The organism is Noviherbaspirillum pedocola, assembly GCF_016632335.1.
Lineage (GTDB): Bacteria > Pseudomonadota > Gammaproteobacteria > Burkholderiales > Burkholderiaceae_D > Noviherbaspirillum_A > Noviherbaspirillum_A pedocola.
In genome coordinates, this window is the sequence record NZ_JAEPBG010000038.1 from 1 (window position 1) to 24,782 (window position 24,782).

The window sequence follows — 24,782 nt, forward strand, 5'->3', positions numbered from 1 at the left end:
TGGATGAACCGATTCCGCCGCGTTCTGATTCGTTGGGAAAAGCTGGCGAAAACCTATCTTGCGTTTCTTCATTTGGCGTGCGCTGTTATTACCTGGCGTGCAATTGGCCTACTGGAATAGGCTCTAACCCGGTCATGTGCTTTGCCTGGCGCCTGATGATGCCGCTGGTTTGCTTGATGCGCGTCTCATCCGGGTGACCCAGACTCAGAAGATCGGCTGCGGCAGCAATCGGCGCTAGCGGATTACGCAGCTCATGAGCCAACATCGCCAGGAATTCGTCCTTCCGATTGGCCTCTTCACGCATCCGGTCCGTGTACTGCTTCAATTTTTCATTGGTGGATAACAGCTCGGCATTCTTTGCCGCAAGCTCCACGCTTCGATACTCCACCTCTTTCTCCATGATCATCTTCTGCGCGGTTAGCTCCGCTCGCTCTCTTTTGTGCGCTTTATTTTCAGCAAGAAGCTGCACGAAATCGGTGACGTCTTGGGCGCGATGGATGATGTAGAGAATTTCACCGTCCGGTGACAGGGTCGGTTTGTTGACCGGACGCCAGTAACGCTGCTCGAAGCCTGACCCATCTGGTTTCGGTATGTCGTACCGCAGGAGCGCCATGGTATCGACGGACTTGGTCGCAATGACGCGCAGAAAAGATTCGGCGAGCAGCCTTGTCGATTGGGATTCCGGATCGTCGGGGTTATCGGGAAAGACCTCGAAGACGGGCCTGCCTACAATGTTTTCCCGTTGCGTCAGCGTGTCCCTCAAGTAATCTTCGGTGGCTGCCACAATTGTGAAATCTGCATCCGGAAGCAAAATGAGAAAAGAAGCAGGCGAGCTTTCGAAAAGAGCCTGATAGTGCTCGGTGGAGATGCTGGGATGGTGGGTCATGGAACAGTAAATCCTCGCTACGCCGACTTGATTACCTGTCTTGCCAATTTTTTTATCTCGGTTCTTTCAAGTTTCCGAATCATGTCCGAGTCAAAATGGATCATTAACCCAAAGCGGCCTTTCAACTTTTGCTGATTGCGGAAAGAATCGAGGTGAGTGCTGTTGTATCAACCGGCTTGACGAGGTGATGACCAAACCCCGCAGCCAAGGTACTTGCCCGGTCGCTCTCCTGACCGTAGCCAGTAACGGCAACGAGCACTGCGTCGGTGTTTTCCGGTTGCGCCCGCAGCCGCCGCGCCACTTCATTGCCATCGATTTCCGGCAAGCCAATGTCCACCAGGCACACTTGCGGCTTGTAGAGCCTAGCCTGCTCCAGCGCTCGGAGCGGTCCATGTTCGACTAGCACGTCATGACCCATCGACTCCAGGAGCAGCTTCAGCATCTCGGCTGCATCTACGTTGTCATCGACCAGCAGAATTTTCAGCGACGCGGCTGGAGTTGCCAGAGCGACGCTTACACCAGCCGGGCGTGATGCAAGCTGCCTCTGCACGGCCAAGCGTGGGAGGCAGATCGAGAAGGTACTGCCTTGACCAAGCCCACTGCTCTTGCAGGTAACGCTGCCCCCGTGCAGTTCCACCAGACTTTTTACCAACGCCAAGCCCAGTCCCAAGCCGCCGGAGGAGCGGTCGGACGATCGTTCAGCCTGGGCAAACAGATCGAATGCATACTTTGCCGTCTCCGGCGTCATGCCGATGCCATCGTCAGTCACTTCGATCAATACTTCCTGGTCTTGCACTGAGGTACGCAGCGCCAGGTGGCCACCTTCAGCGGTGTACTTGGCCGCATTGTTGAGGATATTGGCCAGCACCTGGACCAGACGCTTCTTGTCTCCCTGCACCATGGCCGACTGCATTGCCAGGCGCATCGTCAGTTCGTGTCCGCGCGACCTGATCAGGGGGGTAACCTGCTCGACGGCCTCATTGACTACATGCTGAATATCCAGCTCTACCTTGTCCAGTTCAATCAAACCACGCGTGACGCGGGAAACGTCAAGCAGGTCATCGATGAGCCCGGTCATGTGGCTAACCTGGCGGCCGATGACTGCACTGGTCTTACGTACCCGATCCTCGTCGAGTTTTACTCTTTGCAGCAGTTCAGCAGCCGCACTAATAGGCGCTAGTGGGTTGCGCAGTTCATGCGCGAGCATTGCAAGGAATTCGTCTTTGCGACGGTCGGCTTCCTGCAGGCATTTTGCTTGTGCCTGAAGGGCCTCGGTGGCCATATTTCTCTCAATAAGGTCTGCTGCCTGGCGAGCAATAATGTCGATCATCCGAAGGTCACGCTCTGATGGTTCATGAGGAACCTTCCAATGCGTTGAAATCATTCCGACAAGTGCGCCGCTGCGCGACAGTAATGGGGTAGATTGCGCAGAAGCAACCCCCCCGGCCCGAAACGCATCCAAATCTTCGCCAGCAGAGTATTCCCAAGTTTCAAAATCAGGAACGATTACGCGTCTGGTCTGATGCAAGGACATGCCACAGGAAGTCGGCCGCTGCGGTGGTACCCATTTCCAAAATGCCTGCGCCTGGTCATCGAATCCACGATGTGCGATGAGTTCAAGAGACTCCCGCTCGCGGTCAAACCGCTGCAGCGTCGCAAAATCCGAACGCATGACCACAGCGGCGGCTTCCACGAGCTTATGGTAAAACGCCTCCATCACCTCTTCGCTGACCAGCGTAGCGCTGATGGTATGCACAAGTCGTGCATCTTCTAGTTCGGTCTCCAGTTGTTTTTGTCCTTCGTCGCGCGTCGCTAGCGCCACTTCCAGCTCACGTTTCTTGTGTGCAATGGAAGCAAGAGCTTCCTGCAGGTCAGCTGTGCGAGCTGTTACGTTCTGCTCCAGTTTTTCGTTGACCTTTAACAGTTCCTGCTTGGCCAACTTGGTCGCAGCATTCTCGATCATCTCCCAAGCGCCTTTGCGCCGGGCGACTGCAAAATTGTGATTTTGAACGACGTCGAGAATGTCGGTTCCAGTTGTTTTTCCCAAATGATAGCTACAGAGAGCGATAATTTTGTGTCCGACAAAAGTTTCAGACACTTGCCTTTCATACTCTTCGAACGCGTCCCATTGTTCGCGCGACTCGATGAAAGTCATGTTTCCCGTCACCCGTAATCCACTGAACCCGTCCGCCAGCGCTTTTACTTCAGCGTCTAGCCAGACTTGCAGCAAAGAGTGTGGTTTCGTTTCATTTGCACGCAAATACCAGTCTGCATGATCAATGATTTGAATCTTTCCACCTGCTATTAAATCAGGAAGATTCGGAATTTTTTGAGCAAGGGCGGTGATTGCGTCGGCGGAAACAAGTGGTTCTGATGTCACCCAAATACATTTCTCATTGTGAGTAATTCCAGCAACGAAGAAAGGAACAAGCGTATCGATCAGATCCTGGGGTGTCTCATACAAATGACAAAAATGCGATCCCCAATCCAAATCGCCGCAGCATGACAGCCCGCTTGGAGCCTTTGCCGGTATCGCATTCTTCAAGTTGTTTAGCATGCTTGCTTTCACGGCTGTCCTTCGAAGTTTCGCTGCATCTGTTGTGGTGATTTTCGCACCGTCCGCCATAATCAAATACTTCACACAAAGAAATGCACGCGTTTTGAAAAAGGTTCCCAAGAGAAAGCTGCATCATCCTCGCGAATAAATCCAGATATGAGGTTGCGGCATTTTAGGCTAAGTGAAAGATGGAACGGTCGCCTGACTGGGAAAAGCTTTGCCAGGCTGTAAGGAAAGACGGGCGACTACCCGATGGGGTGGCCTGAAACGGCCGGCCGCTGCCGAAACTGCAGGAAAGCGGACTACGAGTTCTACCTGCGGCCAATTGTTGAAGATTAAGAACACTGCTTTAAATAAAGAAGGAAAGCGTCTGCGCGCGACCGGAGTATTTTTGGCTAAAAGTAAAGTAAAACAGTCGGAAGAGGGTAAGCTCCACAAGGTTTTATAAGGTGACAAACCGGCTTTCCGCCATGGATAACAAATATACGATTTTGCAGTTCCCTCCTCCAGCACTGGGTTTCATCCCCAGTACGCTCCCGTTTTTCGTCGTGGGGATCGGTGCTTCCGCCGGTGGAATCGACGCCTAAACGCGTTTCTTCCAAGCGCTGCCAAGCGACACAGGCATGGCTTTCGTGGTCGTCATGCATCTGTCTCCGGAGCATGAAAGCAATATCGAACAGATCCTGCAGGCCAAAACCAGGATGAAGGTGCTGCAGGTCAATGAGAGTACACCGATCGAAAGCAACCACGTCTACATCATCCCGCCATCGAAGGATCTGGTGATGAATGACGGCAGCCTACAAGTTATATCGGCTGCACGACCTCGCGGTCAGCAAGTCGCCATCGACATGTTTTTACGCACCCTTGCGGAAGTGCATCGCGAACGCGCAGTTGGAATCATTCTGTCCGGTGCAGGATCGGACGGTACCGTTGGCATTTCACGCATCAAGGAAAAAGGTGGGATCACCATGGTCCAGTCCCCTGATGACGCGCAATATGACAGCATGCCGCGCCATGCCATCGAAACCGGCATCGTTGATCTGGTCCTCCCTGTAGCCGAGATGCCGCACAGACTGGTCGAACTGTTCAGCAACGCAAACACATTGCAATTGCCGGATGCCGCCGAGCCAAGCGCAGGCACGGCAGACGATCATCCCAGTGCAGACGCTACGGAGAAGGCGCTACGCGAAATCATGGAAATCCTGCATGCCAGGACTGGCCATGATTTCACGCATTACAAGCGCGCTACCGTACTGCGTCGCCTTGAACGCCGGCTGCAGGTGAATGGACTACCAAACATCATTGCCTACCGCAGATATCTCGAACAGTATTCGCAGGAAACGCGTGCGCTGCTTGCCGACATGCTGATCAGTGTCACCAACTTTTTTCGTGATCGGGAAGCTTTCGATGTGCTGGAGCGGGAAGTGATTCCTGCGGTTTTCAAAAATGCTCAGGAAGAGGAAGCCATCCGTGCTTGGTCCGTGGGCTGAGCAACGGGCGAAGAAACGTACTCCGTTGCCATGTTGCTGACGGACCAGAATGCACTCATGCCGAGGCCACGGACGATACAGGTCTTTGGCTCGGATATCGATGAAAGAGCGATTCAAATTGCGCGTCACGGCCATTACCCCGAATCCATCGTTGCGGATGTGACTCCGGCGCGCCTGCATGAGTATTTCGACAAGAATGATGATCACTACTGCATCAAGCGGGAGCTTCGGGAACGTATATTGTTCGCCACGCACAATGTGCTACGCGATCCGCCGTTTTCCAAACTGAACCTGATCGTATGCCGTAATCTGCTGATCTATCTGAATCGCGATATACAGAGGAAAGTCTTCGAAATTTTCCACTACGCGCTGCATCCCAACGGCTATCTGTTTCTGGGCACAGCAGAATCGGCCGAGGGGACTTCAGGCCTGTTCAAGCCGATCGATAAGAAATACCGGATCTATCAGGCGGTGCCTGTGCGTCAAAGCCGCATTCCGCTGGCGATACCGAAACGGCTACCCGCTCGCGAGGAATTGCCGCCTATCGCGGCAGAGGCGAAACCCAACCATCTCGACGTACGTAAGGAGCCGTTAAAGGACATCCACTACCACTTGCTTGATGCCTATGCGCCGCCCAATATCGTGATCGATCAGAACAACGATGCGGTGTATGTCTCGAAGCAGGCCGGACGCTATCTCCACTATCCGACTGGAGAGACTTCCAGAAATATCCTGACGATCATTTCCCCGGAACTGCAGCTCGAATTGCGTTCTGCGTTGTTCCAGGCGAAACAATCCGATCAAAATGTCTCGACCCGCTATGTATCACTGTCGCGCGATCAGAAAACCGTTGCAGTGCGCATGGTGATATGTCCCGCGCAAGACCAGCATGCCGCCACCGGTATGCTTCTGCTGGCCTTCGAGGAAAAGGGTGAATCCGACAGTGGTCGAGCTGTCGCAATGCAAACCCATGGTGACGTGGTTTCGCTGCATCTCGAACAGGAGCTCGCCGACACGAGGCAGCAGTTGCGGACCACCATCGGACAGTACGAGACTTCGCTGGAAGACCTGAAAGCATCCAACGAGGAACTGCAGTCGATCAATGAAGAGTTGCGTTCGACTACGGAAGAGATGGAAACCAGCAAAGAGGAATTGCAGTCGACCAATGAAGAGCTGATTACCGTCAACCACGAGTTGAAGAGGAAGGTGGATGAAACCGCGCGCGCCAATGACGATCTGCACAACTTCTTCTCTGCTACCGAGATCGCAGTGATCTTCATTGATCGCAGCCTGCGCATCAAACGCTACACCAGGCCAGCCACGAATATTTTTAACCTCATCGCCGCCGACCTGGACCGTTCCTTATTGGACATCACTCACCGGCTGGCGTACCCGCAGATGCAGCAGGACATTGCGCAGGTATTCGAAAAACTGCAGCCCGTCGAGCGTGAAGTACGAAGCAACGACAACTTCTGGTACATCGCCAAGCTGTTGCCTTACCGGACCGCAGAAGATCGGATAGAAGGAGTTGTGCTGTCGTTCGTCAATATTTCACGCCGCAAGGTCGTCGAGGAACGTCTGCGTGTCAGCGAAGGGCGCATGCGCCTGATTGCGGCCAGCACCAAGGACTACGCCATTATCACGATGGACATGGTGGGTGTGATCACAAGCTGGACACAGGGGGCTGAACGGCTGTTCGGCTACACAGAAAGGGAAATACTGGGCAAATTCGGCGATGTGCTGTTTACTCCGGAAGACCGGGCCAAAGATGCATTTCAGGAAGAGTTGGCGCGTACACGGCACGAAGGTCGTGTTGAGGAGGATCGCTGGCAGGTGCGCAGGGATGGAACGTACGTCTTCTGCAGGGGCATCCTTGCGCCACTGGCCGACGAAAAAATGGGCGGATACGTCATGATCGCGCGCGACATGACGAACAACAAATGGCTGCGCGATCAGCAGGAGGCCAAGCTTGCATGGGAAAAGCGGGAGCGCATTCGTGCCGAGGAAGCGGCAAGGGTACGCGATGAGTTTTTTGCGGTGCTGTCACATGAACTGAAGCAGCCGCTGAACCTGATTCAACTGACGGCCGAAATGCTTTCACGCGTGCCAGAGATTGCGACGCAGCCGATCGTTGCGCGTGGCACGACAACGATCAAGCGTATGGTGGAGAGTCAGACGCGGATCATTGACGATCTGATGGACTTGTCGCGCCTGGATACCGGAAAACTGACACTGAATTGCGTACAGGTGAATCTTAGTGACGTAGTGGCTCACATTGTCAGTCTCGCGACAGCCGATTCAAAGCAACATGGCATTACGATGGATCTGGAGCAGGCGCCGGAGGAGCTGATTATTTATGGCGACCTGGTCCGCATCGAGCAGGTCGTGTGGAATCTCTTGAGCAACGCGTTGAAGTTCACCCCAACCGGCGGCAAGGTCCATGTTCGTTTGGGCCGGGATGCAGACAATGCTTACATTGACGTCGCGGATACCGGCAAGGGAATCCCCGCAGAGTTCCTGCCCTTCGTATTTGACATGTTTCGTCAAGGTAATACAGGTGCAACCCGCCAGCACGGTGGCATGGGCATTGGGCTGGCGCTGGTGAAAGAACTGGTCAGCAGCCATGGCGGCCGGGTTGAAGCGCACTCCGCCGGTGACGGTCAAGGCGCGCAATTCCGCGTGCTTCTTCCGCTGGCGGTACTGAAGCAGCCAAGCTTGGCCATGCCTGCGAAGAAGGGTGAAAACCACTTGGCAGGCAAGCGCATTCTGTTGGTCGATGATGCGGCAGAGACCCTGGAGTCACTTGGCGCCTTGTTATCCATGGAAAACGCGCAAGTCACTACTGCGTCGAGTGGTGCTGAGGCTTTGAAGACCGTGGCGGCGGCCGAACCGTTCGACCTGATCATTTCGGATATCGGCATGCCGGAGATGGACGGTTATACCTTGTTGGCAGAGTTGCGCAAGTTGAAGGCGACGGCGAAGGCGCCAGCCATTGCGCTAAGTGGATATACCCGTCCAGCAGATGTTTCTCATGCGCTTACGGCCGGATTTGCTACCCATATCTGCAAACCCGTAGCATTCGACCAGTTCATTGCTATCGCGAGTAGATTAAGTGCTTGAAATTCCATTACGCGAAAGCTTAATCCAAATGCGGAAGAGATTCGGCCTCCAACGGCATGGAAGGTGTGATTTGGTTTAGTAACCGGACTGAGCGTCTGTTGAGGACCATATTGCGGCCATACGCTGCGTTTCTTGGGATATCCGCTACTGGCCGGTATTGACCCATCAAGTTTGAGACCCCACAGAGCCAGCATGCCCTCATGGCACTAAGGTTGTAGAAGTCATAAAAATTGAGATTCAGGCGGGCAGACATGAATCACACGACGACTAAGACTGACTATCTAGTAGTTGGGGCTGGCGCAGCGGCCATGGCCTTCGTAGATTCGATGTTGTCGCAATCGAGTGCGACCTTCGCCATCGTCGATCGCCGTGCGCGGCCCGGCGGGCACTGGAATGATGCCTATCCTTTCGTTCGATTGCATCAGCCATCAACAGCTTACGGCGTAAACTCAACAGAACTAGGCGACGGGTCCGTGGATGCGGTGGGGCTAAACAAGGGACTGCGCGAACTCGCGTCCGGCGCCGAAGTGCTCGACTACTTCGACAGGATCATGAGGCGGCGATTTTTACCCTCTGGCCGCGTACGGTATTTTCCGATGTGCGAGCACACAATTGACAGCGAGGGAATCCATCACGCAAGGTCGCTGACCAGCGGGAATTCAAAGCGTTTTGTCGTAACGAAAAGGATTGTGGACGCGACCCATGCTGGCACATCCATTCCTTTAACTCACTCGCGCGGCTATACCGTCGCAGAGGGCGTTGAATGTATTCCGCCGAATGCCATCCCTCACCTCGACCACCCCCGACAACAATATATCGTCGTAGGTGGCGGGAAGACGGCGATGGACACCTGCCTTTGGCTACTCCAGAACGATGTTGAGCCGTCACATATCCGCTGGATTATTCCGCGCGACGCCTGGCTGCTTGATAGAGCGAATCTCCAGTCGGGGCCGGAGTTCCATGGAGCGTATTTAGCCGGACTAGCCCAGCAGTTCAAAGCCATTGCCACCGCCAGTACCCTCTCTGACCTTTATCAGGAACTTGAAGAAAGGGGACAATTCATCCGGCTTGATCGCACAGTCACACCAACCATGTACCACTGTGCAACGCTATCGCAGGCGGAGCTTGCAGAACTCAGGCGCATCTGCGATATCGTGCGCCTGGGACGAGTCATATCCATTGACGAAGACCGGATCATCCTTGAACAGGGCGAGACCGATAAGAAGAAGGATGCGGTTGTCATCGACTGTAGCGCACAGGGCCTGCGCCCGGTAGAGGGGCTTAATGTCTTTGACGGCAGCACAGTGAATCTTCTTCTCGTCCGTGTGTGCCATCCGTGCTTCAGCGCAGCCTTTATTGGTCACATTGAAAGCCAGTTCGAGGATGAGGCCGAGAAGAATGCGCTCTGCCAGCCCGTCCCGGTGCCTATGTTGCCGAGCGATTACGTTCGGATGTGGGTTGCGACATTCAACAACCGCTTGCGTTGGGGCCAGTACCCGGCTATTGAATCCTGGCTTACAGAATGCCGTTTGGATGAAGGGGCACGGAGCATGCGCGGCATTAGGAACGATGACGAAAAGGTACAGGCGATCCTAAAGGACTATCGTGCTAGCGTCAGGCCAGCAGTAGAGAATCTGCCCAGACTTCTCGCGCAGATTTGAACGTTTATCACCCTGACAGCGTTAAAAGTAAAAGGCTGAAAGGACTGAAACCGACCCTGAGGAGAAGTTCGATGTGCTGAGCAAAATGTCTGGAACGCAGCACAGAGCAGACGTACGTCACCATAGACAAACGGACCCCGGGTTTCGGCATTTAAATCTGAATGTGACTCAGCCGTTCGAGAGCAGTTTGGTGCATACATGGGAAACGACGATCAATGCCGGTTTGTCGCTGATCAGAACTGCATTTGTCCACGGGCTCCACCATCTCTTTCGTTGCTCGCCGCTGAGAAAGAAACGAAGGGGGACCTCGCATGAAACTTCTGTGCGCCATGCTTTTCGCACTGCTCATGCCGTTCGGAGCTACCCGCGCTGCGCTCCTTTCGGCCGACTCGCCGCTAGGGCCGGGAACCGGTGTCGTCGACACCAATACTGGCTGGGAATGGCTGCAACTTTCGGCCGCGCGCAGTTTGTCGATCCAGCAAGTTTTGGACGCGACGGCGCCAGGCGGCATGCTCAGCGATTTTCACTACGCGTCCCGCGCCGAAGAGGCGACGCTTATTGATGGCTATCTCAGGGTTGGCTGTCTTGCTGGCTGTCCAGAAATTGTGGTGGCCGTGCGGTACTTTTTCGGGCATTTCGGGATCAACCTCATGCAGGAACTCGGGATTGACACCTACTTGGAACCAAATGAATTGAATTCCACGGATCCTGGCATCTATTCAACGCGCTTCATCTGGTACACATTTCCGCCCAAGCTGTATTTCGATACCCAGCGCTTGACGTTGACTGAGGCGCGGCTTAACGACACAGGCCCACACTGGATTGTTCGCGAAGCTCAACTGATACCGGAGCCCTCAACAGCCACGCTACTCTCCCTGGGCGTCGGTGTATGTGCCGCCTTGTGGCAACGCCGCAGGAACCTTTGCGGTAGGACGTGATGCCGTAGACGAAACCAACAGACTGTCCGGCGTTGGTTTGGCGACGATCAGAAATGAACCTGCCAATCGGAAGCAAGCTTTCTCTTGCACCCCTTCGTTGAGAGGGGAACAAAGGAGGCCGTCCCGTGAAATTCGTGCGCACCGTGCTTTTTGCTCTGTCGATGTCATTGGGCGCTGCTCATGCCGCACTTCTCTCCACTGATTCACCTTTAGGGACAGGAACCGGTGTTTTCGACACCAATACCGGATGGGAATGGTTGCAGTTGTCGGCGACACGCAGCCTCACGATTAGGCAAGCCCTGGACGAAACGTCGCCGGTTGGAGTTCTGAGCGATTTTCACTACGCGGACCGCACCGAGCTAAGTACGCTGACCAACGCCTACCTGAGCTTCCCTTGCTATAGAGGCTGTCCGGAAGTCGCGCTAGGGGTAGATTATTTTTTCGGCCACTTTGGGATTTCATTCACAACTGCACACGCGGTAAATACCCGTCTGGAACCAAGCCCATTCACATCGAACCCGGGCATCTACGGAGCGCTGTTCGTTTACTATCCCGAAGTTCTTGAACTGTATTCTGATACCCAGTTCCTCACTTTGAACGAGGAGCGCCTCAACGACACAGGCCCACATTGGATTGTTCGCGAAGCGGGAGCGATACCGGAGCCTCCGGGGACCGCACTGTTTGCGCTTGGCGCCATCGCTTGTGCCGTTATCTGCCGGCGCCGCGGCAACGGAGAAGATCGAGCGATTACTTTCTCAGCCAGGGAAGTTTTCCTGAGTATTTATCTGCGGCACGCGCAGCGGCGGTCGAAATGACGTCGCACCGTACCAGGTCAGCCAGGCAGCTATAACGATCAAGGTTCGCTTTCCCAAGCCAAACCGGACTTCCTAAGCCAAGGCTTGATTGTTCGCTTCTGGCCAGTAAGCGCCCTATTACGCTACGCCGCTTACTGACGGAACGCTGCGCTCCCCCTGCTCAGCTATTTCAAGTGCGTCCTCAGCCTCAACGCCAAGGGAGCGAACCGTTCTCTTTAGCTCCGTGCGCGCCTGCTCAACGTCGTCAATGCAACGATGCCTAGTCCAAAAAGCGTCACGGTAGCAGGTTCCGGTACAGCCTGCTGATCCACCACAAGCCAGTGGCTTGCACGACTTTCTCCTCTACCCAGAAAGGATGCTTGGGAGTCGAACTCGACTTCCCCTATCGGATCGCCATAGGTATGGAAGCTCGCTGTAAGAGCAAATCGCTGTTGCACCTGCTCCGACCAGTTCACAGCGTAATAGGCTGAGAAGCCCCGGAAGGCGTCATTGAAGCCAAAAAGATCAAAGAATGCCAATGGCGGTGCAACATCGAATGTGCGTGAAAACGGGCTGCAGTTCAGCCGAAGGTTTTCCGGCGTTACTAGGCTGCAAAATTCGGTGGACGTCGCATAGTGAACACCTTCGAATCTCCCTCCCGGCTCCATCTCGGTAAGCACCTGGCTGACAGATAATCCACTTGCAACTGGCAGCTTCAACCATTCCAAGCCTGAGGTAGTGTCGATAACGCCGGTTGCGCGGCCAAATGGCGTATCAACAGACATCAGCGCCGCGTGTGCCACGGCAACCGGTAAAAATAGGGCGATCAATATGGCGATAAGGCGTCTCATATGCGGGCTCTTGCATGGATGATGCGGGCGGCGAGATAGGCCACCCCCGGTCCATCAGTCTTTATCAAGCGAATGAAGCGACTTTGAAGAAACGCAAGATTTCAACTGCACTGTAAAACCCGTTCCAAATACCTAAACATCAGCACCGGAAGAATGCTCTATATGCTCGCTATCAACAGCATTGCGCTGGACCCAATTGCAAGAATGCCCATGAAGGTCGAATGAGTAGGTATCGGCGCTTCAACCGCGCGCAGACAAGCGCATCATTCCTAGCGGCAGCAATGGGAGGACTACATACTTATGCGCTAGCTCTCTGCTTAAATGCTTCGGCATCGAAGAGGCGGCTTATGACATAGAAATGGCAATTCACCTCGGCTTCAAAAATAACCTCTCCTGGCCGGTAAGCGACATGGGTAAAACGGGAACACCGACCCAGACACCCCCAAGGGTTCTGCGCGGGCATACGATGACCGTAGTGTCCGCCAAGTAAAGTGGGACCATGACAGTTCCCCATAAATATCCAATCACCCCGGACGGACGTTACTTCATTGTAGCGGGTCGCCTCTGGCGCATGAGTAATCCCGCACTTCCTGAGAAGCTGAGGCAGGAACTGGTGGAGCGCCTAATGAATGCACGCAGGCAGATCGCCGCTGCCAAGAAGGCACACAATGCCGGAGCGAAGCGCAGTGCTCGCGCAGCGGTCGATGAGACAAAGCGCTTGCTGGGGGAGCGTGGACCCGTATGGTGGACTGACGGCGCACCGAATTTCAACCGACGCCTTGTTGCAAACACGCCGTATGCAGAGTGGCATGCAACACTTCTGCCGAGCGACTCGACCTGATTCCCATTCTTCTTGCCTGACCCGTCTAGTTGCTCTCCCGCTTTGCTCGGTACAGACTTCCCGATGCATGATTTAAGGGACCGATGATTGTCCGTTTCCGAGCAGCTGTGGCTGTACTCGGAAAGGAGAAAACCGACCCTTAGCGGTCTGTTGCACCGGCACTATGTATGGCCGCTTTGTGCACGGAATACGGCCATTCATAGCGTGGAGATAGGTATCGAACTACTGAATTCGAGCCCGTCTGCCGGAGTAGCGCCATGGTAGGACCTTCAGGGCGCACCTCCTTCCCCTCAAACATGGACAAAGTCTGGCCAAAGGCGCGCACCGCCGTTGCATCGATGCGGTCAACCGTGCGCCGAACGCATAGCGTCATGCAACGCTGCGTGGCGAGTTCAGGTTCATTACAGTTTGCGACGCTACATTAAGTATTGAAAATCGCTAGACCACCAAGCCGGATAGGTCTTCTTCGCGACGACTTGCCGCGTATGGCTAAGCCATTCGCGAAGGCTTAACTCATTTCCACATTTCCAGATCACGGGGACAAAATGCATTCCACCGCTCACTCTAAGATGTCGGCCGCGCCTGCCATTAGCCCGCTCGAGCTCCGCACGATGCGCAAGGTCGCCTGGCGCCTGTTGCCGGTGCTGATGCTCGGATACTTCATCGCCTTCGTTGACCGCGTCAACGTCGGCTTCGCCGCGCTGCAAATGAACCATGCGATCGGCCTGAACGCCGCCGCCTTCGGCCTCGGGGGTGGCCTGTTCTACCTGACCTACGTGCTGTTCGAGATACCGAGCAACCTGGCGATGCAGCGCGTCGGCGCGCGGCTGTGGATCGCCCGCATCATGGTCAGCTGGGGCTTAGTATCGGCGGGAACGGCTTTCATCGTCGGCCCGAACTCCTTCTATGCAATGCGCCTGTTGCTCGGCGCGGCCGAGGCCGGCTTCTTTCCCGGCGTGATCCTGTATCTCACGCAGTGGTTCCCTGCCGCCTATCGCGGCCGCATCATCGCGGTGTTCATGGTGGCGGTGCCGCTGTCGAGCTTCATCGGCTCGCCGCTGTCGGCTGCGCTGCTGCAGCTCGACGGCCTGTTCGGCTTGCAGGGCTGGCAGGCAATGTTCATTCTCGAAGCCGTGCCGGCGATCCTGCTCGGGCTGGCTTCGCCCTGGCTACTGACGAACCGTCCGCAGGACGCGCGCTGGCTAGAAACAGAAGAACGCGCCTGGTTGGTCGGCCGCCTGGAAGACGAGCGTCGCCAGGCTGGTCCGCGCGCTTCGCATGCCAAGCTTGCCGACGTGCTGCTCGACCGCCGCGTGCTGGCCGCCGCCTTGGTGTATGCCGGCGCTTCCGGCGCGAGCCAATGCTTGTCGCTGTGGCAGCCGCAGATCATCAAGTCCTTCGGCCTGACGACCACGCAGACCGGCCTCTTGAATGCGGTGCCGTTCGGTGTCGCATCGATCGCCATGCTGTGGTGGGGCAAGCGCTCGGATGCGCGCAATGAGCGGGTCTGGCACACCGGCATGCCACTGGCCCTGGTGGCCGCAAGTCTGGCGCTGGTGCCGCTGGCGCAGCTGTCCCTGCCGTTCACCATCGCGCTGCTGATCATCGCCGTGGCCTGCACCTACGTCTTCAAGGGACCGTTCTGGGCGCTCGCCGCCGACTGGATGCCCGGCGCTGCCGCCGCGGCCGGACTGGCGCAGGTCAATGCCATCGGCAACCTGGCCGGCTTCGTCGGCTCGGCCATGCTCGGCGCGATCCGTGAAGCCACCGGCAGCTTCGCGCTGGCGCTGCTGCCGATCGCGCTGATCTCGGCGGCCGGCTGCCTGACGCTGTGGCTGGTGCAGCGAAACCGATGAGGCCCGCACCGCTGCTAAATCGATGCAATCAATTGTGCATCGAACACGTGGCGGCATGCAACGCCGCGTGGCAAGTTCAGATTCATTACAGGTCGCGACGCTATATTGAGCCTCACTAAAACCCGATAAAAATCGTCGGTGGCGCACATCGCACGTGGGCACTTAAACCACTCGTACTGCGCATCGAATGGCATGCGCATTTACACCGCCCGGCACGGACACTTCCGCCTGTCATGCCGGATAGGTGATGCATAGAGATCTAGTTGTTGTGCACTAGAGAGCGTAGTTCCGAAAACTTGGTAAGAGGAGACGATGTGATTAAGAGAATGAGTCATCTGAAATTGAGGGGCGTAGTCGCCGCGCTGGTCGCAGCAAACATGGTTGCCGCATGCGGCGGCGGAGGCGACGATGCCCCTCCGAGCGCCACCGCGCAAACCACCACCGCGCAAACCACTACCGCAGCGATGCCTGATGCTGTGCGAATGACTTGGTTCGGCATCACCAACTGGCATTACCAGATCGGTGACCTCGGCGTCATGCTTGATGGTGAAGTTTCATTCCCCGCGACGACGCCCAGCCCTGCCATGGTGACTCGCGCCTATAACGCGCTGAAGACGCATGGATCGGTAGATGTCATGCTGGTCGGACATGTCCATCCAGATCATTCGGTGAGCATGCCCGAATGGATGAAGCAGACCGGCAAGCATGCTTATGCGCCACAAGCCGTTTGCGACGCCGCGGTGAAGTATGGCGTACCCGCGTCACAATGTACCGCAATCCATGGCGGCGAGAAATTTCAGCTAAGCCCGTATGTCGCGATGCGCGTGGTGCGATGGGTGCATAGTGTGAGCTGCGGCGTATTCGATACTGGAACGGATGGTGCCAACGGGGGCGGACCATCGACCTACGGTTTCTTGTTCACGGTCCAAACCAAAACGAAGCAGCTGACCTGGTTCGTGCACGACAGCGGCGCAGGCGGAGCCGAGCTGCTGACCAACCGCATCGAGAATGGACAGGACTTCGGTGCACCGTTGAGCAATCTCGCCGCAGCAATGAAGGACGCGAAGATTGACAACTTCGAGCTATGGGTCCCTGGTCCGGAATCGCGGACGGTGCAGCAGGCTCGCGTAATTGTGCCGGTCTACGGTGTGAAGTATTTCATCCCCCACCACATCGACGAACGAGCCTCATCGACCGGCCCGTTCAATCTTCTCACCGGTCCGCAATATCTTTACAGCAAGGCGGATTTTCCAAAGCTTACGTCGTTCCTCGCATCGAACAATGTCGCGGAATTCATCCCCATCAATTACATGGATGCGTGGTCGTATGACCCTACCGGCGTGAAGGCGCTCGATAACACCGACGCGAAGGCGCTGCTCGGACTGCCAGCCTCCGGGCCTGGTCCTATGCCCCTGGGACCTAATCCGCGCCTCGGCACCGGAACGCTGGAATGCCCGGAAGACTGATAGGCATTCAGCTGATGTAAAACCTTTACCGGTTCACCGGCTTGCTGGTGAACCGGAATCGTTCATGTAACGCTGGAGATGTCATGATGCTACGTGAGAATCGGCGAGTTTTAACGACAGTCCTGTGCGCGACAGTGGGGATGATGACATCTCTCACCTCACAGGCCGCCACAACATTCACCTTGAATCCACCAATTGGCTCGGCGGATGCAATTGCAAAAGGAATGGAGTTATGGTGTGAAAAGGCCGCGTCGGCGACGCAGGGAAGAGTTCTGTGCGCCGTGGGAAGCGTGCGTGTCCCGCCTGAGAATGCGGCAGCGGCTCTGCAGTCAGGCAAGGTCGACCTCATTTGCTTCCCGCACAAGACTGATCCGCAGCGCTATAAGATCAGTCGGATTGCTGATCTCCCACTGCTTGGCGATTTCGCCGAAACGACGTCTATCGCCTACCAGCGTATCTACAACAAGTCCCAGCTCATGGCGAATGAGCACAAGGGATACAAGGTATTAGCGGTATTTACGCAACCCCCTTCATTCCTTTTCACATCACAGCTCCGGCCCGAACGCGTACCAGCTGCCCAAGCTTTGCGCACTTCAACCGATGTTGGTGCACCCCGCAATCCGCTACGAAAGCGAAGCAATACTGTGCAAGGCGCTCCTGCAGCTCCGGAGAAAAGCGGGAACGAAGACGGTAGCCGATACCTGATCGGAACGACGACGGAATTCAAGGCGTTGCCCGGCCATGCAACTATGCGCAGCGCGTTGATGTTCAAGGGCGGCGTCTCGAACGTCAGTTATGTCTTCGCACTGAACCAAAATCAGTGGAATCGTCTTTCCGCACGGGATAAGGAGGCGCTTGATCGCATCAGCGGCGTCGAGGCTGCCGCGTTAATGGGTCGAACTCTGGATGCTCAAGCGTGGAAGGCAAACATCAGCATGCATGATGCGGGAATCGCTTTTTACCCGCCCACCGAAGCGATCTTAGTGCGCACCCGAAATGAATTTACGGCTGCGGACAAGGATTGGATAGCCAAGGCAAATTCAGCGGGGATTCACCATCCTGCTTCCCTGCTCACCACCTTCCGCAAGGCAATATCTCAGCAGGAAGAAGCGGAATAACGGCTTACTCGCCAAGGGCACCTTACCCTTGTAGAGGACAGATACAAATACCAAAGCAGTCGTTACGCTTAAGTAATCGACGTCCGTTCCTGGCCGAGAGCGGGCAGCTTTTAAACTACCTGGTCCTGCAAAGCGCTATAAGCGGAAAGTCACGCTGGTCATGATTTGCGTCGGTCATCCTGCCTTCGAGAGTATTCAATGGACATATCCCTAACGGTCCATGTGTAGGGATCCCACATTGTCTGAGTTCGGCCCGGCTACTAGACTTGCACTGAAATACCCATCAGGAGACAAAACATGGCCGTTATCGCGCTCAGTGGTCGCTCCATTATCGGAATCGCTTTTTCTGTTCTTGGTCTGATGGGCACCGGATCTGCGCAAGCAGGCGCCTGTGAAAACCTCGTCCTCAATATCGGGCTAACGGGGGGCACCGTAAGTGGAGCAGTTACGGTACCCGGCCCCTCATTTACCGCGGCGAATGGCGTTACCTACACCAACCTCCCATCGTTTTGCAAAGTCAGTGCAATCCTGACGCCAACGACCGATTCTTTCATCAATGTCGAGTTATGGATGCCGACCACAAGCTGGAACGGCAGGTTTCAGGGAATCGGCAACGGCGGCTATGGCGGCACGATTGCACAGGGTTCGCTCGCGATGGTCGCGGGACTGCAGTCGGGTTTCGCCGTGGCATCGACCGACATGGGGACCGCTCCTTCCAGCAACGGCGATGCGGACGCGCTCATCGGTCATCCTGAAAAGTGGATAGACTTCGGTTCTCGTGCGACGCACCTGATGACCACCCTATCCAAGCAACTGATCCAGCAGTTCTACGCGCAAGGGCCGCAATATTCCTATTTCAATGGCTGTTCCACCGGCGGTCAGCAAGGCCTGATGTCGGCGCAACGCTACCCCGATGACTACGATGGCATTCTGGTGGGCGATGCCGCCAACAATCGTACCCACGTGCACACGGCCGTCCTCTGGGATTACCAGGCGTCGCACAAATCACCGCTCGGACTATTTTTCAGCACCGACCAGACGAAGGCCATGGATGCATCCATTGTCCAAGCCTGCGCTGTGAAGAGCGGCGGCCTGGCGACCGATCCGTTTCTGACCGATCCGCGCGCCTGCGACTGGGATCCGGCTGTCATGCAGTGCACCGGGGCGCCCGATGGCATCTGCCTGACAGCAGACCAGGTCGCAACCGCGCGCGCGAAGTACAGTGGACCTCGCGATCCTGTCACGGGGAAACAGATCTATCCCGGCCTACCGCGGGGCAGCGAAGCCGATAGCCAATTCGGATGGGCTGCGCTCGACACTGAAGTGGAGACGCCGTTCGGATCGCTTTTCAAATGGGTATTTGGACCGACCTTTACCTATATGAATTTCAACTTCGACAGCGACATGTCCACGCTCGACTCCATACTTGCGTCGGCGCTCAATGCGAACAGCACTGACCTGTCGAGATTCAGCGGGCGCAACGGCAAGATAATCGCGTATCACGGCTGGGCCGATCCGCTGGCATCGCCGCAGGAGGCGATCAATTACTACGAGCGCCTGGTCGCTGCACAAGGAAGCGGTTCGGCCGCTACTCGCCGCGTGCAAAGCTTCTATCGGTTGTTCATGGTGCCCGGCATGTATCACTGCGGTTATGGACCCGGACCTAATGCGTTCGGTCAGCCTTATACCGGGCAGATAGCGGTGCAGCCGCCATTGCAAGCTGATGCAGGGCACGACATCTTCCTGGCGCTGCAACAATGGGTCGAGAAGGGCGTGGCGCCGCAACGGGTCGTCGCGGCGAAGTATGTAAGCGACTCTGCCTCGAATGGCGTTCAGATGACGCGCCCGCTGTGCGTCTATCCCAACGTCGCACGCTACTCCGGTAGTGGGGATCCGAACTCGGAATCGAGCTTCATCTGCGCCCCAGCAGCCGGAAAGACCGATCCCGCGCAAGTGCCCGCGCCGGAGTATCTCAACTGAGTGACATACCGCTGCAGCTCTCGCCCTGACCTGTGCAGGTCAGGGTTGGTAGCCGGATTCATCATCCGGCATCCGGCGTGCATCGCGGAAGGAAAAACGCCCGCATCGGGTGCCGAGCTGGATCAGGATCGGCCTGAATCAACGCTTCAGCGTGAACACAGCGACAGCTTGAGACAGCGCCGTTGCCTGCTGCTGGAGTGCTCCGGTGGCAGCGGTAGCTTCCTCTACGAGGGCGGCATTCTGCCGGGTTGTCTGATCCATCTGCGAAACTGCCCGATTGACTTGCTCGATGCCAGCGCTTTGCTCCTGGCTAGCGATCGCGATCTCGCCAACGATGGCAGATACGCTCCTGATACCAGCGACAACCTGGTTCATGGTCGAACCCGCCTTCTCAACAAGCTTGTTTCCGGCTTCGACCTGTCCTACCGAGCTTTCGATCAATGACTTGATTTCTTTGGCGGCAGCTGCGCTACGCTGGGCGAGACTGCGAACTTCCGTTGCAACCACCGCGAAACCTCGTCCCTGCTCTCCGGCCCGAGCCGCTTCGACGGCCGCATTCAACGCCAGAATATTGGTCTGGAACGCAATCCCATCGATCGTGCTGATGATCTCCACGATCTTTTGCGACGACTCGGAGATCGAGCTCATGGTGTCCACGACCTGCGCGACGACAACGCCGCCTTGTGCGGCCACGTCCGAGGCGGAGATAGCCTGCTCATTAGCTTGCCTGGCATTGTCTGCATTCCGTTTCACCGTTGAGGTCAATTCCTCCATCGACGAAGCGGTTTCCTGGAGCGAAGCTGCCTGCTGTTCGGTACGCGAAGATAAATCAAGATTGCCGGAGGAGATTTCAGAAGAAGCCGTGGCTATCGAATCTGTGCTGCTACGTACTGCAACGACGATGTGCTCCAGATTGTCGTTCATATCCTGCAGTGCGTTCAGTAGCTGGCCAAGCTCATCTTTTTCCCTGGCTCGTATATCAGCCGTCAGATCTCCACGCGCAACCGTTTTGACTACGCTAAGCGCGGTTGCAAGGGGAGCAGTGATGCTTCGGGTGAGCGCCCATGCGCAGCAGGAACCCAGCGCAACGATAAGGATCGCCAGAATTTCAAGCAGCATGCTGCTTTGCGAAGTAATCACGCCGACACGCGTGCCTATACTGTCCATCTCGCCACGCTGGAACTTCAGCATGTCCTGCAAACCCTTCTGATAGCCCGTGACCGCCGGATTGAATTTTTCTTCAAAGAGCTTGTTGACTGCATCCGTGTTCCCGGCAGCCTTCTCCTTCATGACCTCATCCCGCATCGCAATGTATTCCTTGCGCGCTTTGGTCAGTCGCTCAAACTCCCGGCGCTCTTCGTCCGACGCTAGCATCGCCTCCACTTTCTTGGTGATCTCGTTGCCACTCTTCGTGAGATCTGTCGCGTCGGAAACAAAGAACTTTGCAAGCGAAAGATCACTGCTTTTGATAATCGCCAGCGTACGTCGTATGCCAGCAGCGACATTCGCGTTAAGGTCACTGATAAGACGCTCTTTAACCAGTGGGGTGGCCATCAACTCTCGCGTTTCCCGCTCGATGACATGAAGCCTCCAGACCCCGATCCCTGCAACAAGAATGCAGAGACTGAGGATCAGTAAAAACCCGGCGACCAGCCGCTGACCGATGCTGAAATTTCGTAACGACTGCACTTTTATCCCCTTCCATCCATTTTTGAATACGACACTATTGTTATGCGCGGGCCTCGCACACGAATCGGCTTGACGCCGCTTCGAGAGGGCGAGCGATTACCCCCCCCAAAAAATTTACTGCAGGAAATTATTTTCTAGAGTATCCGAAATTTCGTTGCTTGATGACGATTTTCCGGTTTTGCAAAATGAATAAACGCTGCTTTCGCTTTTCTGCGACAAAGTTTGTACTCTGCAAACACCAAATGCGCGGAAACGCGGCAGGGAGAGAAAGACCTTATCGGCAGGTAACCCGGTACAGGCCTGCGAAACGCTGAATGGCGCCTTGTTCAGCTGGCGCTCCAAAAAATGCGTGGAGGAGATGAAGTCTTGTTTTCGCGCGGCAGCGCTTGGAACCTGGTCGATCGTCAGTGCGTAAGACTTGAGCGGCACCGTCATGCATCGACCTCACGTAAGAACTTACAGCGACGATGCATTCACCTCGAGGCCGAGCCTTGCCGACAGCACACGCTGAACCTCGTGGATGTCTACGGGCTTGGTAAGGTGAAGGTCGAAACCCGCCGCGAGACTTCGCACCTGATCGGCTTCAGTGCCCCAGCCAGTGAGCGCCACCAGCACGCGGGCTTGCGCGCCCGGCAACTCCCGCAACACGGACACAGTCTCGTAACCATTCATGCCCGGCATGCCGATGTCGAGAAAAACCACGGCAGGATCATGGTGCTTCACGATCTCCACGGCCGTCTGCCCGTCGTGCGCAAGGAGCGCTTCGTGGCCGTTCATATCCAGCAGCAAGGCCATGGTCTCGGCGGCATCACGGTTGTCGTCAACGACCAGCACCCTGCGCCGCATGACCACGTTCGGACTCGATGGCAGCGCGACTTCCGCCGGTGCGGGAGTGTCCGCGCGCGGCAACCAGATGCGGAACTGGCTGCCGGCGCCCGGGCCGGCGCTCTCGGCGGCAACGCGGCCGCCGTGCATCTCGACCAAGCCCTTGACGACGCTCAGACCGATACCCAGTCCGCCCTGGGCATGGTCCAGGTGCTGCTGCACTTGCGCGAACCGGTCGAAGACATGGTCGAGCATATTGGGCGGAATACCGATGCCCGTGTCCGTCACCTCGATAAGCAGCATACCCGGCAGACTGGCCTCGCCGCCACGCAGCGTTACGCGACCTCCGCGCGGCGTGTACTTCGCGGCATTGTTTAGCAGGTTACCCACCACCTGTACCAGGCGAGTCAGGTCGCCAGTGACGCGTAGCGCCGGATCCACGCCGTCCCACACGACCACGTGGCCCTGTGCGTCGAACAAGGCGCGCACGCCCTCCAGCGCCTGTTCGAGAACGGCCTGCAGCGAAAGCGATTCCTGCCGCAGCAGGATCTTGCCCTGCCGGATGCGAGCGATGTCGAGCAGGTCGTCGACCAGGTGCACCATGTGGTCGAGCTGGCGCTGCATGATACCCAGCACTCGTCGCCCCTGGCCCGCCATGCCGCCATTGATGTTTTGCACCAGGTGCAAGCCGGTGCGCAAGGGTGCTAGCGGGTTGCGCAGCTCGTGCGCAAGCGTGGCCAGGAAGTCGTCTTTCTGGCGGTCGGCAAGCTTGAGCGCTTCGCGCGCACGCACGAAGTCGGTGATATCAACGCAAGCGCCGGTCATCGTCTTGGCTCGGCCCGTCGGGTCCAGGAAAGTGCGGCCGCGGTCGTAAAGCCAGTGCACCGAACCGTCCGGGTACACCACCCGGAACTCCATCTCGAAGTCATCGCCGGCATCGCGGCAGCGCTCGCAGCGGCGGATGACCTCGTGGCGATCGTCCGGGTGGACCAGCGCGATGAACTGATCGAGGCTGCGTACCACTTCGCCCGGGCGCAGGCCAAACAGGCGGTCGAGCGCGGTGTCCCAGGTGAGCAGGTTATCCTGGATGTCCCAGTGAAAGGTGCCGGTGCGGCTGGCTTCCAGAGCCATTTCCATGGCGAGCTCGGCGGTCTTGCGGCTTGTGATCTCCATTGCCGTGCCGTTGGCGCGCACGCAGCGGCCGGTGGCATCGAACAGTCCGCGTCCCTTGGCGGCGACCCAGCGAACCTTGCCGTCGTCGCGACCGACCGTGCGATATTCGATGTTATAGAACTCGCGCCGCTCCGGGTCACACGCCGCCGCGAATGCGCTGACGACCGACGCCCGGTCGTCCGGATGCAGTCCCCCGAAGAAGTCGTCGAGCGAGAGTGCTTCGTCGGTCGTGATACCGAATATGGTTCGCAGACGCGGTGGCCAAACCAGACTGCCATCGGGCACGTTCACATCCCAAAACGCGATCTCGGCAGCGTCAGTGGCCAGGCGCAGGCGTTCCTCGCTCTCGGCCAGGGCCTGTTGCGCCGCGCGCCCGGCACGCGACTCGTGAACCAGCTTCAGTGCCCCAGTGGTTTCGATCGCCGCGCAAAAGATACCTGCGACCTGTCCATCGTCACCCAGCAAGGGCGTGTAAGTGAAGCTGAAATAGTGTGGTCCGGATGTCTCGCGGCCGGCCAGCTTGAATGGCCTGTTCTCGAATGACAGCGACTCGCCGCACATGACCGCCTCATTCAACTGACTTAGCTCGTCCCAGATCTCGCTCCAGACCTCAGCCATCGGCTGGCCGAGCGCATGCGGATGTTTGTCGCCCAGGATCGAGAGGTAGCGGTCGTTGTAAAGCGAAATGCATTGCGGACCCCATCCGATGAACATGGGCTGCTGCGCACGCAGCATCAGGCTGACGGCCGTCTTCAGGGACTGCGGCCACGCGTCCAGTGTGCCAAGCGGCGTCGTCGACCAGTCGTGGCAGCGGATCAGTGCGCCCATGGCGCCACCACCGCGCAAGTGCGGCTGGTCGGAAAGGTCAGTCATCGGTATGGCTCAATATCGCGGCGGCACAAGGTCGATTCGCATCGGTTGATTGGTTTGAATTGATGTCCTCGTGGCGAAGAATAAAATTCGACAAAGGCCAGACAACGGTACCAAATAAAGACTTGCAGGTATAGCAACTTATGCGCTGAACTACCGTGTCGATCAAACGGATGGCGTACCAGTCAGCGGGCTGCGGCTAAACTTAACGGTAACTTGGACGGCACATTTTACAGTTTAAAACAGCTGGTATTGTGTCGATTCTGGAATAGATGCCTGTCTAGCTGAGTAGCGAGGTAATAAGTACCTGAGTTTGTGGGCATCCGCTTTTGGGCGGCGCCGCTTTCTTAAGGATCGGAGATAGCGACTCAAAGCAGGAAATACCCTTAACCGGTGTCTTTATATTGATATTTCGTTCCAGGCAATCTTTATACATCGCTGGTTGCATTGAGCCATGCCGGTCTGGAAAGCTTCTCGATGAAGAATCGCGCGAGTACTTCCACCTTGGCCGGCCGGCTTCGTGACGATGGAGTGATGAAAGAGCTAATGTCAATTCTGGTGTATGGCCGGTCTGAAGCATAGGAATATCAGGCGGCGAGTTTCTGTTGTTCCGGCGGATTGTCTTGCACCGGGATGCCATCCCTGAACGGCACGCCATCCAGCAACG

The 24,782-nt window shown here is 56.6% G+C and carries 14 protein-coding genes and 4 pseudogenes; 12 read left to right on the top strand and 6 right to left on the bottom strand.

The window, feature by feature from the left end; translation table 11 throughout:
- Window positions 1-120 (top strand): annotated as a pseudogene (locus JJB74_RS31260) (IS5/IS1182 family transposase); the annotation flags it as partial.
- Here JJB74_RS31260 and JJB74_RS31265 read toward each other — a convergent pair.
- Together JJB74_RS31265 and JJB74_RS31270 are read right to left on the bottom strand one after the other, a co-directional pair.
- The gene (locus tag JJB74_RS31265) at window positions 89-886 is read right to left on the bottom strand and encodes a histidine kinase dimerization/phospho-acceptor domain-containing protein (RefSeq protein WP_200598472.1); all 798 of its coding nucleotides are present in this window, start codon (window positions 884-886) and stop codon (window positions 89-91) included. The pseudogene JJB74_RS31260 and the gene JJB74_RS31265 overlap by 32 nt on opposite strands.
- Before the next feature lie 121 nt (window positions 887-1,007).
- Window positions 1,008-3,563, bottom strand: coding sequence for an MEDS domain-containing protein (locus JJB74_RS31270; protein WP_200598473.1), 2,556 nt, complete (start codon window positions 3,561-3,563; stop codon window positions 1,008-1,010).
- Window positions 3,564-4,045: 482 nt separating this feature from the next.
- Here JJB74_RS31270 and JJB74_RS34070 point away from each other — a divergent pair.
- From JJB74_RS34070 to JJB74_RS31290, 7 genes and pseudogenes are all read left to right on the top strand, one after another.
- Window positions 4,046-4,507: pseudogene (locus JJB74_RS34070) on the top strand (chemotaxis protein CheB); the annotation flags it as partial.
- A gap of 129 nt (window positions 4,508-4,636) precedes the next feature.
- On the top strand, window positions 4,637-4,933 hold the full coding sequence (locus JJB74_RS34075) for a protein-glutamate O-methyltransferase CheR (protein ID WP_325170206.1): 297 nt from the start codon (window positions 4,637-4,639) through the stop codon (window positions 4,931-4,933).
- Between the two features lie 15 nt (window positions 4,934-4,948).
- Window positions 4,949-6,862: pseudogene (locus JJB74_RS34080) on the top strand (CheR family methyltransferase); the annotation flags it as partial.
- A 102-nt stretch (window positions 6,863-6,964) separates the two neighbouring features.
- A pseudogene (locus tag JJB74_RS34265) lies at window positions 6,965-8,053 on the top strand (hybrid sensor histidine kinase/response regulator); the annotation flags it as partial.
- Between the two features lie 251 nt (window positions 8,054-8,304).
- Complete coding sequence (locus JJB74_RS31280; RefSeq protein WP_200598474.1) at window positions 8,305-9,714, top strand: hypothetical protein; 1,410 nt, start codon at window positions 8,305-8,307, stop codon at window positions 9,712-9,714.
- A gap of 311 nt (window positions 9,715-10,025) precedes the next feature.
- Window positions 10,026-10,652, top strand: a complete 627-nt coding sequence (locus tag JJB74_RS31285; RefSeq protein WP_200598475.1) for a PEP-CTERM sorting domain-containing protein — start codon at window positions 10,026-10,028, stop codon at window positions 10,650-10,652.
- 125 nt (window positions 10,653-10,777) lie between these two features.
- A complete protein-coding gene (locus JJB74_RS31290; RefSeq protein ID WP_200598476.1) occupies window positions 10,778-11,467 on the top strand; it encodes a hypothetical protein in 690 nt (229 codons plus the stop codon).
- A 215-nt stretch (window positions 11,468-11,682) separates the two neighbouring features.
- On the opposite strand, the gene JJB74_RS31295 is transcribed toward JJB74_RS31290, so the two are convergent.
- Entirely contained in the window at window positions 11,683-12,297 is a 615-nt protein-coding gene (locus tag JJB74_RS31295; protein ID WP_200598477.1) for a PEP-CTERM sorting domain-containing protein, read from the bottom strand.
- 1,452 nt (window positions 12,298-13,749) lie between these two features.
- Between JJB74_RS31295 and JJB74_RS31305 the strand changes: the two genes are divergently transcribed.
- From JJB74_RS31305 to JJB74_RS31320, 4 genes are all read left to right on the top strand, one after another.
- Window positions 13,750-14,994: an MFS transporter gene (locus tag JJB74_RS31305; RefSeq protein ID WP_234485019.1), complete on the top strand. Its 1,245-nt coding sequence runs from the start codon at window positions 13,750-13,752 to the stop codon at window positions 14,992-14,994.
- Between the two features lie 326 nt (window positions 14,995-15,320).
- Window positions 15,321-16,460: an MBL fold metallo-hydrolase gene (locus JJB74_RS31310; protein WP_234485020.1), complete on the top strand. Its 1,140-nt coding sequence runs from the start codon at window positions 15,321-15,323 to the stop codon at window positions 16,458-16,460.
- A gap of 83 nt (window positions 16,461-16,543) precedes the next feature.
- On the top strand, window positions 16,544-17,578 hold the full coding sequence (locus JJB74_RS31315; protein WP_200598478.1) for a type 2 periplasmic-binding domain-containing protein: 1,035 nt from the start codon (window positions 16,544-16,546) through the stop codon (window positions 17,576-17,578).
- A 297-nt stretch (window positions 17,579-17,875) separates the two neighbouring features.
- The gene (locus tag JJB74_RS31320) at window positions 17,876-19,558 is read left to right on the top strand and encodes a tannase/feruloyl esterase family alpha/beta hydrolase (RefSeq protein WP_200598479.1); all 1,683 of its coding nucleotides are present in this window, start codon (window positions 17,876-17,878) and stop codon (window positions 19,556-19,558) included.
- Between the two features lie 138 nt (window positions 19,559-19,696).
- Here the strand turns inward: JJB74_RS31320 and JJB74_RS34090 are convergent, their stop codons facing one another.
- The 3 genes from JJB74_RS34090 to JJB74_RS31335 form a co-directional block, all read right to left on the bottom strand.
- On the bottom strand, window positions 19,697-21,247 hold the full coding sequence (locus tag JJB74_RS34090) for a methyl-accepting chemotaxis protein (RefSeq protein WP_200598480.1): 1,551 nt from the start codon (window positions 21,245-21,247) through the stop codon (window positions 19,697-19,699).
- 114 nt (window positions 21,248-21,361) lie between these two features.
- A complete protein-coding gene (locus tag JJB74_RS31330) occupies window positions 21,362-21,682 on the bottom strand; it encodes a hypothetical protein (protein ID WP_200598481.1) in 321 nt (106 codons plus the stop codon).
- A gap of 21 nt (window positions 21,683-21,703) precedes the next feature.
- The gene (locus tag JJB74_RS31335) at window positions 21,704-24,118 is read right to left on the bottom strand and encodes a hybrid sensor histidine kinase/response regulator (RefSeq protein WP_200598482.1); all 2,415 of its coding nucleotides are present in this window, start codon (window positions 24,116-24,118) and stop codon (window positions 21,704-21,706) included.
- Window positions 24,119-24,782 lie beyond the last annotated feature (664 nt).

Excerpts from the sequence above, each read along its gene's own strand:
- JJB74_RS31265 (WP_200598472.1), bottom strand. The coding sequence starts at position 886 with ATGACCCACCATCCCAGCATCTCCACCGAGCACTATCAGGCTCTTTTC.
- JJB74_RS34075 (WP_325170206.1), top strand. The coding sequence starts at position 4,637 with ATGGAAATCCTGCATGCCAGGACTGGCCATGATTTCACGCATTACAAG.
- JJB74_RS31280 (WP_200598474.1), top strand. The coding sequence starts at position 8,305 with ATGAATCACACGACGACTAAGACTGACTATCTAGTAGTTGGGGCTGGC.
- JJB74_RS31285 (WP_200598475.1), top strand. The coding sequence starts at position 10,026 with ATGAAACTTCTGTGCGCCATGCTTTTCGCACTGCTCATGCCGTTCGGA.
- JJB74_RS31295 (WP_200598477.1), bottom strand. The coding sequence starts at position 12,297 with ATGAGACGCCTTATCGCCATATTGATCGCCCTATTTTTACCGGTTGCC.
- JJB74_RS31305 (WP_234485019.1), top strand. The coding sequence starts at position 13,750 with ATGCGCAAGGTCGCCTGGCGCCTGTTGCCGGTGCTGATGCTCGGATAC.
- JJB74_RS31310 (WP_234485020.1), top strand. The coding sequence starts at position 15,321 with ATGAGTCATCTGAAATTGAGGGGCGTAGTCGCCGCGCTGGTCGCAGCA.
- JJB74_RS31315 (WP_200598478.1), top strand. The coding sequence starts at position 16,544 with ATGATGCTACGTGAGAATCGGCGAGTTTTAACGACAGTCCTGTGCGCG.
- JJB74_RS31320 (WP_200598479.1), top strand. The coding sequence starts at position 17,876 with ATGGCCGTTATCGCGCTCAGTGGTCGCTCCATTATCGGAATCGCTTTT.
- JJB74_RS31330 (WP_200598481.1), bottom strand. The coding sequence starts at position 21,682 with ATGACGGTGCCGCTCAAGTCTTACGCACTGACGATCGACCAGGTTCCA.
- JJB74_RS31335 (WP_200598482.1), bottom strand. The coding sequence starts at position 24,118 with ATGACTGACCTTTCCGACCAGCCGCACTTGCGCGGTGGTGGCGCCATG.